Annotated in this window: 16 protein-coding genes; 11 read left to right on the plus strand and 5 right to left on the minus strand. The window is 33.4% G+C overall.

The features are described 5' to 3' along the window. Positions 1-151: 151 nt before the first annotated feature. The 3 genes from VKY47_RS14030 to VKY47_RS14040 all read right to left on the minus strand — a co-directional run bounded on the left by VKY47_RS14030 (position 152) and on the right by VKY47_RS14040 (position 3379). Complete coding sequence (locus tag VKY47_RS14030; protein ID WP_324313468.1) at positions 152-358, minus strand: hypothetical protein; 207 nt, start codon at positions 356-358, stop codon at positions 152-154. Position 359: 1 nt separating this feature from the next. Then, on the minus strand, positions 360-974 hold the full coding sequence (locus VKY47_RS14035; RefSeq protein WP_324313469.1) for a TetR/AcrR family transcriptional regulator: 615 nt from the start codon (positions 972-974) through the stop codon (positions 360-362). A gap of 113 nt (positions 975-1087) precedes the next feature. Then, entirely contained in the window at positions 1088-3379 is a 2292-nt protein-coding gene (locus VKY47_RS14040) for a type IA DNA topoisomerase (protein ID WP_324313470.1), read from the minus strand. 146 nt (positions 3380-3525) lie between these two features. On the opposite strand from VKY47_RS14040, the gene VKY47_RS14045 reads away from it, so the two are divergent. The 4 genes from VKY47_RS14045 to VKY47_RS14060 all read left to right on the plus strand — a co-directional run bounded on the left by VKY47_RS14045 (position 3526) and on the right by VKY47_RS14060 (position 7303). Next, positions 3526-3858 (plus strand): ArsR/SmtB family transcription factor, encoded by a 333-nt coding sequence (locus VKY47_RS14045; protein WP_324313471.1) that lies wholly within the window; start codon positions 3526-3528, stop codon positions 3856-3858. Positions 3859-3902: 44 nt separating this feature from the next. Then, positions 3903-4514, plus strand: coding sequence for an arsenate-mycothiol transferase ArsC (locus VKY47_RS14050; RefSeq protein ID WP_324313472.1), 612 nt, complete (start codon positions 3903-3905; stop codon positions 4512-4514). A gap of 410 nt (positions 4515-4924) precedes the next feature. Next, a complete protein-coding gene (locus VKY47_RS14055; RefSeq protein ID WP_324313473.1) occupies positions 4925-6559 on the plus strand; it encodes a tetratricopeptide repeat protein in 1635 nt (544 codons plus the stop codon). Between the two features lie 231 nt (positions 6560-6790). After that, positions 6791-7303: a hypothetical protein gene (locus tag VKY47_RS14060; protein WP_324313474.1), complete on the plus strand. Its 513-nt coding sequence runs from the start codon at positions 6791-6793 to the stop codon at positions 7301-7303. A 63-nt stretch (positions 7304-7366) separates the two neighbouring features. Here the strand turns inward: VKY47_RS14060 and VKY47_RS14065 are convergent, their stop codons facing one another. Further along, a complete protein-coding gene (locus tag VKY47_RS14065; protein ID WP_324313475.1) occupies positions 7367-8293 on the minus strand; it encodes a M23 family metallopeptidase in 927 nt (308 codons plus the stop codon). Between the two features lie 273 nt (positions 8294-8566). Between VKY47_RS14065 and VKY47_RS14070 the strand changes: the two genes are divergently transcribed. The 5 genes from VKY47_RS14070 to VKY47_RS14090 all read left to right on the plus strand — a co-directional run bounded on the left by VKY47_RS14070 (position 8567) and on the right by VKY47_RS14090 (position 11384). Then, positions 8567-9094, plus strand: a complete 528-nt coding sequence (locus VKY47_RS14070) for a glutathione peroxidase (RefSeq protein ID WP_414731236.1) — start codon at positions 8567-8569, stop codon at positions 9092-9094. After that, the gene (locus VKY47_RS14075) at positions 9091-9552 is read left to right on the plus strand and encodes a TspO/MBR family protein (RefSeq protein WP_324313476.1); all 462 of its coding nucleotides are present in this window, start codon (positions 9091-9093) and stop codon (positions 9550-9552) included. Before VKY47_RS14070 ends, VKY47_RS14075 begins: the two co-directional genes overlap by 4 nt. Positions 9553-9570: 18 nt before the next feature. Beyond that, positions 9571-10053 (plus strand): SRPBCC family protein, encoded by a 483-nt coding sequence (locus tag VKY47_RS14080; RefSeq protein ID WP_324313478.1) that lies wholly within the window; start codon positions 9571-9573, stop codon positions 10051-10053. Between the two features lie 9 nt (positions 10054-10062). Continuing rightward, a complete protein-coding gene (locus VKY47_RS14085; protein ID WP_324313479.1) occupies positions 10063-10545 on the plus strand; it encodes a CIA30 family protein in 483 nt (160 codons plus the stop codon). Between the two features lie 233 nt (positions 10546-10778). Continuing rightward, the gene (locus VKY47_RS14090; protein WP_324313480.1) at positions 10779-11384 is read left to right on the plus strand and encodes a peptidase associated/transthyretin-like domain-containing protein; all 606 of its coding nucleotides are present in this window, start codon (positions 10779-10781) and stop codon (positions 11382-11384) included. Positions 11385-11408: 24 nt separating this feature from the next. Here the strand turns inward: VKY47_RS14090 and VKY47_RS14095 are convergent, their stop codons facing one another. Further along, on the minus strand, positions 11409-12182 hold the full coding sequence (locus tag VKY47_RS14095) for an XRE family transcriptional regulator (protein ID WP_324313481.1): 774 nt from the start codon (positions 12180-12182) through the stop codon (positions 11409-11411). 52 nt (positions 12183-12234) lie between these two features. On the opposite strand from VKY47_RS14095, the gene VKY47_RS14100 reads away from it, so the two are divergent. Both VKY47_RS14100 and VKY47_RS14105 read left to right on the plus strand, forming a co-directional pair. After that, entirely contained in the window at positions 12235-13449 is a 1215-nt protein-coding gene (locus VKY47_RS14100) for a DNA polymerase Y family protein (protein ID WP_324313482.1), read from the plus strand. Further along, positions 13449-16406, plus strand: coding sequence for a DNA polymerase III subunit alpha (locus VKY47_RS14105; RefSeq protein ID WP_324313483.1), 2958 nt, complete (start codon positions 13449-13451; stop codon positions 16404-16406). The genes VKY47_RS14100 and VKY47_RS14105 overlap by 1 nt, the downstream gene beginning before the upstream one ends. Positions 16407-16745: the final 339 nt, after the last annotated feature.

Below are 16745 nucleotides of genomic sequence, written 5' to 3' on the forward strand. Positions count from 1 at the left end.
GAGCCGATTTCACTTTTGATGAGGCATCAATAGAACCACCATTGTATATAAGCTGATTCACTGAAAGTGTTGCGCGATATTGATCGTTATTGGGGGGTTCGATTCCAGTATTATCTAATGGAATTTGGGTAACATCTGATAAATAAGCAGCTTAGGCATCGAAATCAAATTGTGGTAATTTCCCTGCATCTATGGCATTTAATTCTAATTCGTTTTTACTTTCCAATAAGGCTTTTTGTTTGACCAACGGATAATTTTCCGATACCAATTGATAGCAGGTTTCCAATGTAATTTGCTGTTGGGACCAACTTGTTATAGTGAGTAAAAAGAAAACTAAGATGCTAAAAGTTGTTTTCATTTTAATGTTGTTTTATGGCTTGAATAATGAAATCTGACACTTCTGTTTTTCTTTGTTCCATAAGTTGCTTAAAACCTTTGTCGTCTTGCTTGGTAAAAGCTTTAATAAGGGGTTTTGCAACAAAAGGAAAGATGTTTAAGGCTAAAATATTTATAAACAATTGATCGCCTTTGGTAGGCTTTAAAATTCCTAGGCTTACTTCTAATTCTACTTGTGCTTTAAATTTTTCAATATTTAATAAGGTAGAGTTTTCTTGGATTTTTATAATAAAGTCGGGATTCCTATTAAGTTCTTGAATAATGAAATTTGGTAAATATGGATGTTTAATAATAAAGGAAATATAGTTAGAGGTAAAGCTCTTTACCTTGTCTTCAATCGAAGAATCATCATTTAAAACCCTATTCAATTGTGGTGCCAATAAAGAGAAGGCATTCTTAAAAACGGCTTCAAAAAGCAACTGTTTGCTTTTGTAATAATAATGTAACATGGCCTTATTAATTCCTGCCACATCGGCAATTTCTTGCATTCTAGCGCCATCCATCCCTTTAGATTGAAACACGTTTTTGGCTGCATCTAAAATCTGCTCTTCTGTCGTGTTATCTTTTGTTTTTGCCATTACTAACTATTTAGTTTAACCATTTGGTTAGCAAAGGTAACAAATTATTCTAAAGTGAATCAAAAAAGATTATAAATTATTTAATAATGAATAAGGAGTGGTAGGAAATAGGCTTAACTAGTCTTGCTTAAAATGTTATAAACCAATTCTTTGGTTGGTTTGTTATTTCCCATTTGGCTTCTTAAATCATCAAAAGAAAACCTGAAGTCGCAACCTTCTTTATAAGCAGAACAACCATAAGCCGTTTTGCCTTTGACGACGGTTCCTGTTTTACATTTAGGACATGTTAAGGTATCTGGAACTGGCTTTGTTTTTGCTTTTTTAGGTTCTAAAACAAGCTGAAAGGACTCATCAAAACGTAGTAATCCTTCAACTTCTTGAGCTTCTTTTTTAAAGCCTTTCAAATTCACTGTGGAGCCTTTTTGAAGGAGTCTTAAAAATTGCTTTTCAGAAATCTTTTTTCCATAAACCTCAAAAGGAAGAATAAATTTGCAACCATCTTTATAAGCTGAACAGCCATAAGCAGTTTTTCCTTTTATTAAGGTTCCGTTTTTGCATTTCGGACAGGTTTCTGCTGTAATTCCTGCTTTCTTTTTGTGCTCAGTTTTAGCTTCCCGTTGTTTTACTACAGTAGCTTGTGAGATATTGGCTCTGGTGGTTTCACTTCTTACTTCATAAACCAATTCGTCAACCATTTTTTTCATATTAACAATAAACTGGCTGGCACTAAAGGTCCCTTTTTCAATATCTTTTAATTGCTTTTCCCATAAACCGGTAAGCTCGGCCGATTTTAATAATTCGTTTTGAATGGTATCAATTAAAGCAATTCCCGTAATCGTTGGTAAAAGTTGTTTCTTGTTTCGTTTAATATACTGTCGTTTAAACAAAGTTTCAATAATATTGGCACGCGTAGATGGCCGTCCAATGCCATTTTCTTTCATTAAATCTCTTAACTCGTCATCGTCCACCTGTTTTCCCGCTGTTTCCATAGCGCGCAGGAGGGAAGCTTCTGTAAATTGATTGGGTGGTTTGGTTTGTTTTTCAAGAAAACTAGGCTCATGAGGTCCTTTTTCACCTTTTGTAAAAGTTGGAAGAATATCAGCTTCTTTTGTTTCCTTGTCATCCGATTCGAAAACTACACGCCAGCCCTTTTTCAATATTTCCTTTCCTGTAGTTTTGAAATTTACATCAGCTGCTTTTCCGATAACTGTGGTGTTCGACACGGAACAATCGTCATAAAAGACAGCAATAAACCGTTTAACAATAATATCGTAAACCTGTTGCTGATTGTATTGTAAATTGGTTTGAACACCTGTTGGAATAATGGCATGGTGATCGGTTACTTTCTTGTCGTTAAATACTTTAGACGATTTTTTTATTTTCTTTCCTAAAAGAGGTTGCGTTAACGTAGCATAATTAGTTAGTTTTTGAAGAATTCCGGCTACTTTTGGATACACATCATTGGGTAGAAAGGTAGTATCTACTCTTGGATAAGTTACCACCTTCATTTCGTATAACTTCTGAACAAGTTTTAAGGTTTCATCTGCCGAAAATCCAAATTTCGTATTACAATACACTTGTAAGCCTGTTAAATCGAAGAGTTTTGGCGCATATTCGGTTCCTTTCTTTTTGGTAACAGATTCAATCTCAAATTCGTGCTCTTTTACTTTATTGGCTAAAATTTCTCCATCTTCCATTTTAGTAAAACGACCTTCTTCATAAGAAAACAAGGTGTCCCGATACATGGTTTGCAACTCCCAATATGCTTGTGGTTTAAAGTTTTCAATTTCTTTAAAACGGTTTACAACCATAGCAAGGGTTGGGGTTTGTACCCGTCCAACGGAAAGCATTTGCTTGTAGCCACCATGTTTTACAGTATATAAACGGGTGGCATTCATTCCTAATAACCAATCTCCAATAGCTCTGGAAAATCCGGCGTAATAGAGATTGTCGTAATTTTCGGATGGTTTTAAATTTTGGAAACCTTCTCTAATGGCTTCGGTTGTAAGAGAAGAAATCCATAGTCTTTCAACTTTACCTTTATAATTGGCTTGGTCCAAAACCCAACGTTGAATAAGTTCTCCTTCTTGGCCCGCATCTCCACAGTTTATAACCACATCTGCTTTGTCGAAAAGGCTTTTTACAATTCTAAATTGTTTTTGAATACCAGAATTGCTCACCACTTTGGTTTTAAACTTTTCTGGAAGCATGGGTAAATTGTTTAAATCCCAGCTTTTCCAATGCGATTTATAATCACTTGGCTCCATAAGTGTACACAAATGCCCAAAGGTGTAGGTAACGGCATAACCATTTCCTTCATAATATCCGTCGTGCTTGTTATTTGCTCCAAGAACGGAAGCAATTTCTCTGGCAACACTGGGTTTTTCGGCAATGCAAACTTTCATTTTTCACTTTTTTAATAGTCATGCAAAGTACATCTTTTTTATAAAAATTGTAAGTCTAAATCAAAGACAATTATCAAGTTTTATAAAGATTATTTTCACATAAACCTAGTTAATCGTAATATTGCAATGATTAATTATAGAATAATATGGGACTAACAAAATCGGAGATTTTTACCGAAGAACAAAATAAAATGGCTTTAATAGCTAAAGCTTTTGGGCATCCAGCTCGAATAGCTATTATACAACACTTATTTAAAATAAATAGTTGTGTTTGCGGCGATTTGGTAAATGAAATAGGCTTGGCACAACCAACCATTTCTCAGCATTTAAAAGAACTTAAAAATCTAGGAATTATTAAAGGAAGTATTGAAGGAACTAGCGTTTGTTATTGTATAGATTTGGTTGAATGGCAAAATGCAAAACAACTATTTATGCAGTTTTTAGAGCAAGTATCTACTTTAGAAGGCGATTGTTGCTAATATATTCTGAAAAAACATGTTATTAATTAGCTGGAAGCTTAGAAATGTATTTAAAAATTATAGAGGTTATAAACTCATTGGATGTTGCACGTATTTCAGAAGAACGTAAAGAGTTACTAAAAGAACTTATTGAATACATTCAAGAAAAAGCAATAAATAATGATGAAATTCGTCTAAATTTTATCTGCACACACAATTCTAGACGCAGTCATTTGTCGCAAGTATGGGCTCAAACTATGGCTCATTATTTTCAAATAAACAATGTTTTTTGTTATTCTGGAGGAACCGAGGCCACAGCTTTATTTCCAATGGTAGTAACAACTTTACAGGAAAAGGGATTTCAAATCCAGAGCTTAGCTGAAGGAAAAAATCCAAAATATAGTATCAAGTTTTCTAAAAAAGAACCTCCAATTATAGGGTTTTCCAAGGTTTATGATCATCCATTTAATCCAACATCATCCTTTGCTGCAATTATAACTTGTTCTCAAGCCGATACAGGATGTCCATTTATAGCGGGAACCGAAAAGCGTATTCCAATAACTTATGAAGATCCAAAGGTTTCAGATAATACGTTCAAACAAACTGAAGTATATAGTAACCGAAGTTTACAAATTGCTACCGAAATGTATTACGTTTTTTCACAAATCAATTGTTAATGGATGTATTTCATAAAAAAATAAACTTTTCGGGATAGGATGTATTAATGGTAGTAGTTTCTGTAATAATCTACATAGCCAACATGTTATTTGTTGGTTTTTATAAGTACTGCTGCAGCTCTTTTTTTTGATGGAATTATGGGTCTCTTAACGAAAGATTTTGCTATAATTTTCTTGATTTGCGTATCTTTTTGGTTAGGTTGACGTTATTATTAACTGTTTTCGTAAATATTATCTTATAATTATCTTGTATATTTGAGTTGACTAAACCAAAAAAATAATTCTTTAAAGTGATATCTTTCAAGTGTTTGCAACTAATTTTCTTTTTAATTATTAGCAGTGTTTGTTATACCCAAGAATCACTTACAAGTGAACAGGCGTTAAAAAAATTCGATTCTATAACAGCCGTTATGGAAAAATCATTTTCTGTAAGTGATATAAAAACATTTAGACGTGAATCGTTTTCTGAAAAACAACTTCAAGTGTATTTGTCGCAACATTTTAAACGTATGGATTTGTTGCCACATATAGAAGGTCATTACAGTTTAAAATTAGGGAGTTATCTGCACTCGGGAAATTGGTTTCGCGAAATCGGATTTCCTGAAGAATCCATTAAATCTTGCCAAGATTTTTTTAATTATTATCATGCCCAGGAAGCCAAGCTTACGGAATCTGAAAAGGAATCGTTTATTGAAATGATAACTTTTACCCATAGTATTTTGGCGGAAGGCTACGCAAAATTAGGGATGTTTGAATTGGCGGCCTTAGAACATAAAAAAAATATTCAGTTTACAAAGAACTTAGATATTATTTCATATTCTTCTGCACTTAATAATTATGGCCTCTATTTTTACTGGTACAAGAAAGAATTGGATTCAGCAATAATTTATTTTAAGTTAAGTTATCAGATTACAAAAATGAAATTTCCGAACCACACTTTAATTGGAAGTATTCGAGATAATATAGCCGACGTGTATATGGATCAGGAAAATTATAATGATGCTTTACCATTCTATCAAACTAATTTCGAGTTTTATAAAGTGGCAACAGATGAAAGATTATTTACAAAAGATATTCCAAGACTAATAAATGCAGGAAGCCAATTAGTAATGACCCATATTCAAATGGGAGAATTAGAAAAAGCTAAAAAAGCCTTTAAAGAACTCGAAACAATCATGATCGATAGTACTAATATTAAAAGTATAACATCTGGATCGACACTTGTTTTTTTAAATGCAAAAGCTTGTTTGTATGAAAAACAAAACAACTATAAAGAAGCTTATAATACGGCTAAGCTAATTAAGAATTATTCAGATAGTTTGGTACATCTTTCTGAATTAGCCGGACTAAAATGGCGCGAGGAATTAAATAACATCACACTTGACAGAATTTCGCTTAATTTTAAAATTGATAGAATAGAAAGAGAGAATAAAATACGTAGTCAACGCTCTAGACTTTTAATAGTGAGCCTATCATCATCTACTATTTTAATTTTGTTATTGTTACTTTTTTTAAGTCGACGTCAACATCTTAAGAATGCAAAAAACAAACAATTACTGGCAGAGCAGGCCCGAGATTTAACAACTTTTAAAAATAGGGAGCTTGAGTCGGAAATTGAATCTAAGAAGCGTGATTTATCCGACTTTGCCATCAACCTGACTCAAAATCAAGAATGGGCTAAAACTTTAGCAGATAAAATAAAAGCTATCCAACAATCAGATTCTAAAGAACAAAAAATCTTGATGGACGATCTAGAACAGGATATTCAAAATAAAATTACGGTAGATTCGGACACCAAGGAGTTCTATGAACGTTTGGATAAATTAAGTGACTCTTTTTATAGCGAACTCACCAATTTGTTTCCCGATTTGAGCAAAAATGAGATCCGCTTATGTTCTTTAATCCGCTTAAAAATGGATAGTCGAAACATTGCAACGCTTCAAAATATTACAGTTTCTTCATTAAATACAAGTCGCTATCGTCTTAGAAAAAAACTTCATTTATCTGAGGATGAACATCTAGACGATTTTATCCAAAACATTTAATCCACTGACAATCAGCCGACTATTTCATTTTATTCATTCTATTTTATAAGCTGTCTATCAATTGTCTATAGACTGTTCATTATCTGTCTATAAGCTTTTTAAGGTTTTAGATACATGTTATACTAAGTTTGTGTCATATTAATTTAACAATCAGTCTGTTAAGTTTTTTGATTATCTCTTTTGAACCGAATAATAGCAAACTTCATTGTATAATCTTAAAATTTAAAACTTATGAAAACCTATGTACTTGGTCTATTGTTTTTCGGTCTAACCAACCTAATGATTGCTCAAAGTGATTTGGCGGTATTAACACCATCCAATCAAAATATGTATGCTTCGAGTAAAACAGTTCTCAATGCTGAATATTTGAATACATTTACAACCCAAGATTTTTCAATAAAAATTGAAAAACTTCAAAATTTAGTGGCTAATTACAATATTAAAATGGCAGATGTTTATCAGGCTAAAAATAATGGTAGCTATACGGTTGACTTTAAAGAAGGAGATAACATTATAACAGCTGTTTATAATAAAAATGGAGTACTACTTAGTTGCGATGAAAACTACCAAGCCATTAAGTTGCCTTACGCTGTAAGCTCAAAATTAATTAAAGAATACCCTCATTGGGCCATTAAAGAAGTTAAGTGCAATATAAAGTATATTAAAGATAATGAACGTTCTATTGTGTATCATGTGGCTATAAACAATGGAGGTAAAACCAAAAAAATTACAATAAAAGTTTAGTCAATTTATAGAAGCATTGACCATAAAAACAGAACCCATCACACGATGGATTCTGTTTTTGTTTTAGTTAAGAATTAATTTTTGTCCTACTCGCAAAGTGCTATTTTGCTTTATTTTATTGTTTTTGCAAAGTGCTGCCATACTCATGTTATTTCGTGAAGAAATTTTTGATAGAGTATCACCTTTTTTAACAATATATACGCGTTTAGGTTTCAGGCTACTTGCTATAGCTTCTTCTTCGCTTGAAAAGATTTCAAGCTCGCTTTGACGTTTGCTATTGTGGAGTTCTGGACGAGTCCAAGTTTTGGTAATCCAGATATCTTGAGAACGAACTTCGTTGTGTTCATCAAAACTTAAAAGATATTCAGGATTTACTGGAATGCCTTTATAATACATTTCCAAATGCAAATGGCTGCCTCTGGCATTTCCTGTAGCGCCGCCTTTACCTAAATAGGCTCCAGCAACAAGAGAATCGTTTTCCTTTACATCTAAAGCAGATAAGTGTGCATAAACAGTTTCTAAACCATTAAAATGTCTTAAAACCACTGTATTTCCATGACCAGAACTATAACTGGCAAAACGTACAACGCCATCAAACATAGCATATAAACTATCGCCAGTAACCAAATCAATGTCAATGCCTTTATGAGCCCGGCCTTTACGCCAGCCATAACGAGAGGTTACAACCTTATCACGTGAAATAGGAGACACGTATTTAGACTCTTTAAACTGAATATTTATAGGAAAACTAACTTCTGTGTTATAATCGATTCTAATTCTACTTGTATCCCAAAACTCTGAAGTAACATCAATTTCTTCCTCCTCTTCTTCCGAAGGAACAAGGAGGAGAGGTTCATTAGTTTCTCCAACTAAAGCTTTATATTCGTCAATAAGATGAACTAATTTTGGATTGGATATTATAGTAGGTGTATTTTGACCTATAAATCTTATAGGTAAGCAAAAAATAAGCAAAAAAAACAGTGATCGCATAGGCTCTAAATCAATGCACTAGACATTAAAATTAATATTTTTAAATTTTTGATGGACGAATCTACTCAAAAAAACGATGAACTGTGTTAATTTATTGTTAGAGTAATTGTTAAATTATTATAATTTGGAATAATTTATGATTTTATTTAGTTTTTAACATTTATTTCAGAAAACTATTAATCTATTTGTCTAACTTTGTGTCATCATAAGTTAAACAATATTAACTCGATCAATGTCATTATGAATCAAATATATCTAACACTCATTCTACTTATGTCTTTTTCCTTTTTTTCTAAAAACAACAACTCAGCAAAAAATATGCAAGAGCAACAAAGTATTTATAATATATCCATAAATAGCCTTGATGGAAAATCTATTGATTTAAAGGATTTTAAAGGAAAGAAAATCCTTATTGTCAACACAGCTTCTGAATGTGGGTTTACAGGACAATATCAAGGATTACAAGAACTTTATGATACCTACAAAAATAAATTGGTAGTTATTGGAGTACCATGCAATCAGTTTGGTGGTCAAGAACCAGGTTCGGCCACGGAAATTCAATCCTTTTGCAAACAAAACTACGGAGTAACTTTTTTAATGACCGAAAAAGTAGATGTTAAAGGAGACAATCAGCATCCACTATATGCTTGGTTAACTAATAAAGAGTTGAATGGTGTGAGCAGCTCTTCGGTGAAGTGGAATTTTCAGAAATATTTAATAGATGAAGATGGAAATTTTATAGATTACTTTTATTCTATTACAAAGCCTAATAGTTCTAAAATTACAAGTTATTTAGAATGAAGACCTATCAATTAATCATCCTTTTCCTGATTATCAACTTTGCTGCATTGGGCATTGGAAGTTGGCTCATGGGAAATGGCCCAACCTCTGAATGGTACTTAATTCAAAACAAAGCGCCTTGGACGCCACCAGGTTGGGTTTTTGGAGCAGCATGGACTGGAATAATGATTTGTTTTTCTTTTTATATGGCAAACTTGGTGAAACAGAATGCTAGCTCGTTTGTTCTAGGTTTGTTTGCCGTACAGTTTCTGTTGAATGTATCTTGGAATTATATCTTTTTCAATCAGCATTTAATAACATTTGGTTTAGTAGTTATTATTTTATTAACCCTTGTTGTTGCTGTCTTTCTCTTTAAATACAAATCTGTTTTACAAACAAAAACCTGGTTGATAGCGCCTTATTTTATATGGTTGTTAATAGCCACTAGTCTAAATGCTTACATACTTTTATACAATTAGTTTTAACTACATTTTTAAATGAATTTCTCGACAAAAGGGAAGGTTTATACCTTATCTTCTAAACAAAAACTTCCCATTTCAATAGATCAAGCTTGGGAATTTCTATCAAATCCTAAAAACCTCAAAACCATTACGCCAGAGTATATGGGGTTTCACATTGTTTCTGGAGCAGAGAGACCCATGTTTGCGGGTCAAATAATTCAATATATTGTAACACCTGTGCTTGGGATTAAAACGCATTGGGTAACCGAAATCACACATGTTGTAGATAAAGAGTATTTTGTGGACGAACAGCGTTTTGGTCCTTATGCCTTATGGCATCATAAACACTTTATAAAGGAAATTGAAGGCGGTGTGGAGATGGAAGATGTTATCGACTATAAAATACCCTTCGGACTTTTAGGCAGATGGATGCATCCAATTTTGGTTAAACCCAAACTTACTGAGATTTTTAATTATCGCACCAATAAGCTGAACGATCTATATGGTAAATTACTTTAATAATTAAACATGCTACTTTTCAACTCTAAAAATCAAGCAAATCTATCTCAATGGCAAGTGGTGAACGATGTGGTTATGGGAGGTTGTTCCCAAGCTAAATTCATCATAAACAAAGAAGGTTTTGGAGAATTTACAGGTCATGTTTCTTTAGAAAATAATGGTGGTTTTTCTAGCGTAAAGTACAGCTTAAGCCTAATAGATGTCGAAAACTACTCGAAAATTTCAATTAAACTAAAAGGAGATACACATAGATATCAATTGCGGTTAAAAAGTAATATAACCGATAGACATTCGTATGTGTCCTATTTTGAAACTACAGGAAACTGGCAAGATATAGAGATGGATTTAATGGAATTCTACCCAACCTATCGCGGCAGGCCTTTACAACTCTCAAAATATCCAGGCAAGCTTTTGGAAGAAATCGGGTTTTTAATAGCTAATAAAGAGTCTCAGGATTTTAAATTGGAGATTGAAAGCATGACCTTAGTATAAAATTTATTTAAAATAGTTTTTTCGCAAGAAGAATATCTGTTTCTTCTCTTTATTCCTTTTTCTTAGCTATTCTATCGTGTCCTAAAAGCATAAACTTTAAACATTTTATGCATTACGTCGATACTTTTGCAATATTTTTTCATTTCATCGTAAAATTTTATAGTTCATAAGAATTATTTTGAGTCAATAGGCCTAATGACATAGTTTTAAGGTAATTAATTATCCATTAGCTCATGAAAAACCTCATTGTCATTTTATCGATTGCCCCTTTTTTATATTTTTCACCTACATTAAATGCTCAGGATTCTGCCAATGTTTTAGAGGAAATTCCATTCGATTATGCGTCTAGAAATCCTATTTACGATTTTTCTGAAAAGCATTTGAGCAATACAGATACCATTCCCGATTTTGAAACTATGGAAAACAAGTTGAAAATTACAGGAACTGTGTATCTAAAGGATGGAATTACACCTGCAAAAGATGTTATTCTCTATATAAACCAGGCCAATGAAAATGGTGAATACGATTTAAAGTTTGAAAACGACAAACGTTATGTGTATCACAGAGCATGGATTAAAACCAATGTGGATGGCGTTTATACGTTTTACACCTTTATTCCGGGTTCTTATAGACATACTAGAGAATTAAGACAGATTCATCCTATGGTTAAAGAAGCTGGAAAGCCAGAATATGCGCTAAACACCTTGATTTTTGAAGACGATCCGTTTTTAACCAAAGCATGTCGAAAAAAACTAAATAAAAAAGGAATTAACAACATCCTGACCACCTTAAAAAAAGAAGATATGTATGTGACCAATTATAATATCATTCTAAAATAAAAATATTTAAAAAGGTATTACAGATTACTTAATAGCCTTTTCCAAAGCTTTAAGTTCTACGCCTAACTCGTTAAACATGGTCATGATACTGCTTAGTTTTAATTCTTCTTCGCTGTATTCTTGGGTATTGATACTACAGGTAAATTCCCATAACTCTAAAACTTCATCTATAGATACGCTATAATCGTGATACATTTTATTATCAGATATTAACAAAAGTGAGTTATTGAAATCAATATTGTTCATCACGCGTTTGTAAACCATCCCATCATTTAAGGTCAATAAAACATAGGTTTTTCCTGTTTTTATTTCTTTTCTATCTTCAATAAACCTGCCTATAACAAAAGAACCATCTTTCATAGGAAGCATGGAATCTCCCTTAATAGGAAATGCGCGATGTTTTCCTGTAGGCAAAAACGGAAGTTTTATTTTTTGTAATTGCTCAATATATTCCGGGTCATCATAACCAGATAAATAACCTGCGCTAGCCTTAACCGGAACAACTTCTATTAAGTTTTCGTTGTCAGGGTCTACCAAAATAGGAAATAGCACCCGCTGATTGCCCACTTCAATAAATGAGGTGGTTCCAGATTTTCTTAAATCGTTTCGTACTAAAATATCGATGGGGATTTTTACATAATCCGATAGTTGGACGAGCTTTTCTATAGAAGGGAAGGAACGTCCTTCCTCATAAGCTCCAACCTGCGATTTGGACCAATCCAACACCTCGGCAAATTGTGCTTGAGACAAACCTTTCTGATTTCGAATGAATTGGATATTATTTTGAATAAACGACATAAAACTTATTTTTTGAGTCAGTGAGACTACAAATTTAAGCTAATTTTGTCACATGCAAAAGAATATTTTACATCTGGACCTAGATACGTTCTTTGTTTCCTGCGAAAGACTGATAGACAGCCGGTTAAAACACCGACCGTTAATGGTCGGCGGCGTAGGAGATAGAGGGGTTGTAGCAGCTTGTAGCTACGAAACCCGCGTTTTTGGCGTGCATTCTGGCATGTCTATGAAAGTAGCTAGAAGACTCTGTCCTCAAGCTGTAGTTATTAAAGGAAATGCAGGTATTTACACCAAATACTCGCAATTGGTAACGGAAATTATTAAAGAAAAAGTGCCTGTTTTTGAAAAAGCCAGCGTGGATGAGTTTTATGCCGATTTAACAGGCATGGACAAGTTTTATGGTACTTATAAATATGCTTCAGAACTTAGACAAACCATTATTAAAGACACCGGACTTCCAATTTCTTTTGGTTTGTCCACAAATAAAATAGTCTCTAAAGTAGCTACAGGAGAAGCAAAGCCGAATAACCAATTAAAAATAGACTCAGGTTTTGAAAAATCGTTTTTAGCACCTTTATCCATTCGAAAAATACCTTCTGTTGGAGAAAAAACCTATCAAATACTTAGAAACTTAGGCGTGGAAAAAGTAGGTATGGTTCAACAAATGCCTGTGGAAATGATGCGAAGCGCTTTAGGACTTTCAGGAGTAACTATTTGGAAAAGAGCCAACGGACTTGATAATCCGCCATTAATTCCCTATCACGAAAGAAAATCCATCTCTACCGAAAGAACTTTTAATAAAGACACCATTGATATTGCCTATTTAAGAACCATCATTTTTGCTATGGCAGAAAATTTGGCGTTTCAATTAAGACGAGCAGATAAATTAGCTAGCACTATAAGTGTGAAAATTAGGTATTCAGATTTTAACACTTATAACAAACAGGTTAAAATAGCCTATTCAAGCGCCGACCATATTATTATTCCAACGGTGTTGGAACTGTTTGAAAAACTCTATAACAGAAGACTTTTGGTAAGATTAGTAGGTGTTAAAATGAACGATATTGTGAGTGGAAATTATCAAATAAACCTTTTTGATGATACCGAAAAAATGCTAGGCCTATATAAAGCCATGGATGGGATTCGAGGCAGATACGGCGATTCTAGTATTATGAGAGCTTCTTCCATTGGCGCAAAAACCATCGGGAGATTTCAAAATCCTTTTAATGGCGAACCTCCAGTTTTATTAGCACATAGAAAACAATAATGTATTTAAATTGTCATTCATATTACTCGCTTCGCTATGGCACATTTTCTGAAATAGAATTATTGGAATTGGCCAAAAGCAATAACATATCGTGTTTGGCTTTAACAGATATCAATAACACCTCTGCTTGCTTGAATTTTATTAAACAAGCCGAAAAACAGAAGATCAAACCTTTAGTTGGTATCGATTTTAGAAATGGTGCCAAACAACAGTTTGTAGGAATTGCTAAAAACAACACTGGATTTCACGAGCTAAACAGCTTGCTTTCGCAACATTTAGAGAATAAAAAACCCGTTGCAAATAAAGCTCCAGAACTCCAAAATGCCTTTATAATCTATCCCTTTGAAAATGTGTTGGAATATGAAATAACTTCTTTTAATACCAATGAATTTATTGGTGTTTCGGTTGAAGAACTCAGGAAACTCCCTTTTTCAAAATTAAAAACCCTTACAGATAAATTAGTCATACAACAACCAGTTACCATTAGGAACAAAAAAGATTTTAACGCACACAGATTACTTAGAGCCATTGATAACAACTGTTTGTTGAGCAAGCTTTCAAACACCGAAGAATGTCGTCCTACTGAAAAAATGTACTCTAAGGAAAATCTATTACAAGCGTTTTCCAATTTTCCGCATATTATAGAAAACACACAGAGTTTAATGGATCAATGTCAAATTCATTTTGGCTTTGAAACCGAAAGAAGTTCTCAAAACTTAAAAATTTATAAAAATAGTTTGGAAGCCGATTTTGAATATCTCCAAGAGTTATGCCGTCAAGGTTTGCCAAATCGCTATAAAAATCCTAATAAAAAGGTTTATGAACGACTAAATAGAGAGTTGGAAACCATAAAAACATTAAACTTCGTTAGTTTCTTTTTAATAAATCACGACATTATTTCTTATGCTAAAAGCCAAGGTTATTTTCATGTGGGACGAGGAAGTGGCGCCAACAGTATTGTGGCTTATATTATTGGGATTACAGATGTGGACCCGATTGAATTGGATTTGTATTTTGAAAGATTTATCAATCCTTTTAGAGCATCTCCTCCAGATTTTGACATCGATTTCTCCTGGAAAGACAGAGAAGACGTCACAAATTACATTTTTAAAAGATTTAAAAACACGGCACTTTTAGCTACTTACAATACCTTTAAATTTAAAGCGGTTGTTAGAGAGTTGGGAAAAGTTTTTGGTTTGCCAAAAGAAGAAATTGATAAATTGAGTAAAGGAAAATCCACAAATACATCATTAGATGAGATGGGGAAACTAGTTTTAAAGTATGGAGGTTTAATCCAAGGTTTTCCAAACTATTTAAGTGTGCATTCGGCAGGAATCTTAATTTTAGAAGCACCTATCCATAATTATTCTGCAACTTTTCTGCCTCCAAAAGGCTTTCCAACCGTGCAATTTGATATGATGATTGCGGAAGAGGCAGGGATTTTTAAATTTGATATTCTAGGACAAAGAGGCTTGGCTAAAATTAAAGATGCTCTAGAAATTATAGCTGAAAACCAACCCGAAGCGCCAGCAATAGACATCCATGATGTGGAACGTTTTAAAAATGATAAGAACATCAATAAACTTCTTAAAAGTGGCGGAGCCATTGGTGCTTATTATGTAGAATCTCCTGCCATGCGAGGTTTAATGATAAAGCTACAAACCCAGGATTATTTAGGTTTGGTGGCGGCTAGCTCGATTGTTCGTCCAGGAGTTTCTGGATCGGGAATGAAAGATGAATTTATAAAACGTCACCGATTTCCAGAGCAAAGAAAAAAGGCACATCCCATTCTCTTGGAAATCATGCCCGAAACTTATGGCGTGATGGTGTATCAAGAAGATGTTTTAAAAGTGGCCAATCAGTTTGCCGATTTAAGTTTGGGCGAAGCGGATGTTTTAAGAAGAGGAATGAGTGGGAAATACCGTTCCAAAGAAGAGTTTTTGGCTGTAGAACAAAAATTCACTTCCAATTGCAGAAAAAAAGGATATACAGACCATTTAATTTTCGAGGTTTGGGATCAGATTAAAAGCTTTGCGGGTTATGCCTTTGCTAAAGGACATTCAGCATCGTATGCTGTAGAAAGTTATCAGAGTTTGTTTTTAAAATGTTATTATCCCATAGAATTTATGGTAGCTGTGCTTAATAATGGCGGCGGGTTTTACAGTACAGAACACTATTTGCACGAAGCCAAAATGCAAGGCGCTCAAATTAAACTTCCTTGCATCAATAACAGCGATCATCCAAATAGGGTAAAGGGCAAGGATATTTATTTAGGCTTGGGATATTTAAAGAATCTGGAAACTTGGGTCGTACAGAGAATATTAAATGAAAGACAGATTCATGGTAATTTTCTGTCTTTAGAAAATTTTATAGATCGTATACAAATAAGCATTGAACAACTGTCTATTTTAATAAGAATCGGCTGCTTTCAATTCACAAACAAATCGAAAACAGAGCTGTTATGGCAGGCTATTTTTAAGCTTCAAGCAGGTAAGACACAAAACAAGCAACCTAAGCTGTTTCAAACCAAACACAAGCATTTTCAGCTACCGGAGTTACCTGTAAACACCATTGAAAATGCCTACGATGAAATGGAGTTGCTGGGTTTTCCCTTAGGTGGTTATTTTGAATTAATAGATGAAGTTATGGAACAGGATATTTGTGCTAAAAACATGGATCGGCACGTAAATAAAGAAGTTGTTATTTATGGAAATCTGGTAACTACAAGATATAATACCACTTCGCAAGGAAAACGCATGCGATTAAGTACGTTTGTCGATAAACATGGAAGTTATTTTGATGCAGTTCATTTTACCGAAACAGCTTATAACTATCCAATTAACGGTTTAGGTGTTTATAAATGCTTAGGAACCATAACCGAGAAATTTGGGTTTTGTAGCATGATTATTTCAAAAAGCAGAAAAGTGAAGATAAAAGCAAATCCTAGAGCTATGTAATATAACGAATCGCGATACGATGTAATACTTTAAAATATAGAAAGGAGAGAAGCTACTCTTAAGCCCATCATCATACTTTAACATGATTAAATAATAATTTCGGTTAATTTCGCGTATATTTGCGGCTTAAATTATTCAGATAGCTTTTTTTCTTTAATCTTCATTCAATTTTAAACAATCCATCGCTTTCTCCAGTAATTTTAACAACGTAGTATATTAGACGTTTTATTTGTCAAGACTTTTCGGGTATTCATAAACCATTCACTCTGGGAAACCATCTTCATAATTATCATTCTCATAGTAGTACGAAACTTCAGAACAACTTATTGCACTTAAAGG

It is taken from the genome of Xanthomarina sp. (genome assembly GCF_035306705.1).
Taxonomy (GTDB): Bacteria; Bacteroidota; Bacteroidia; order Flavobacteriales; family Flavobacteriaceae; genus Xanthomarina.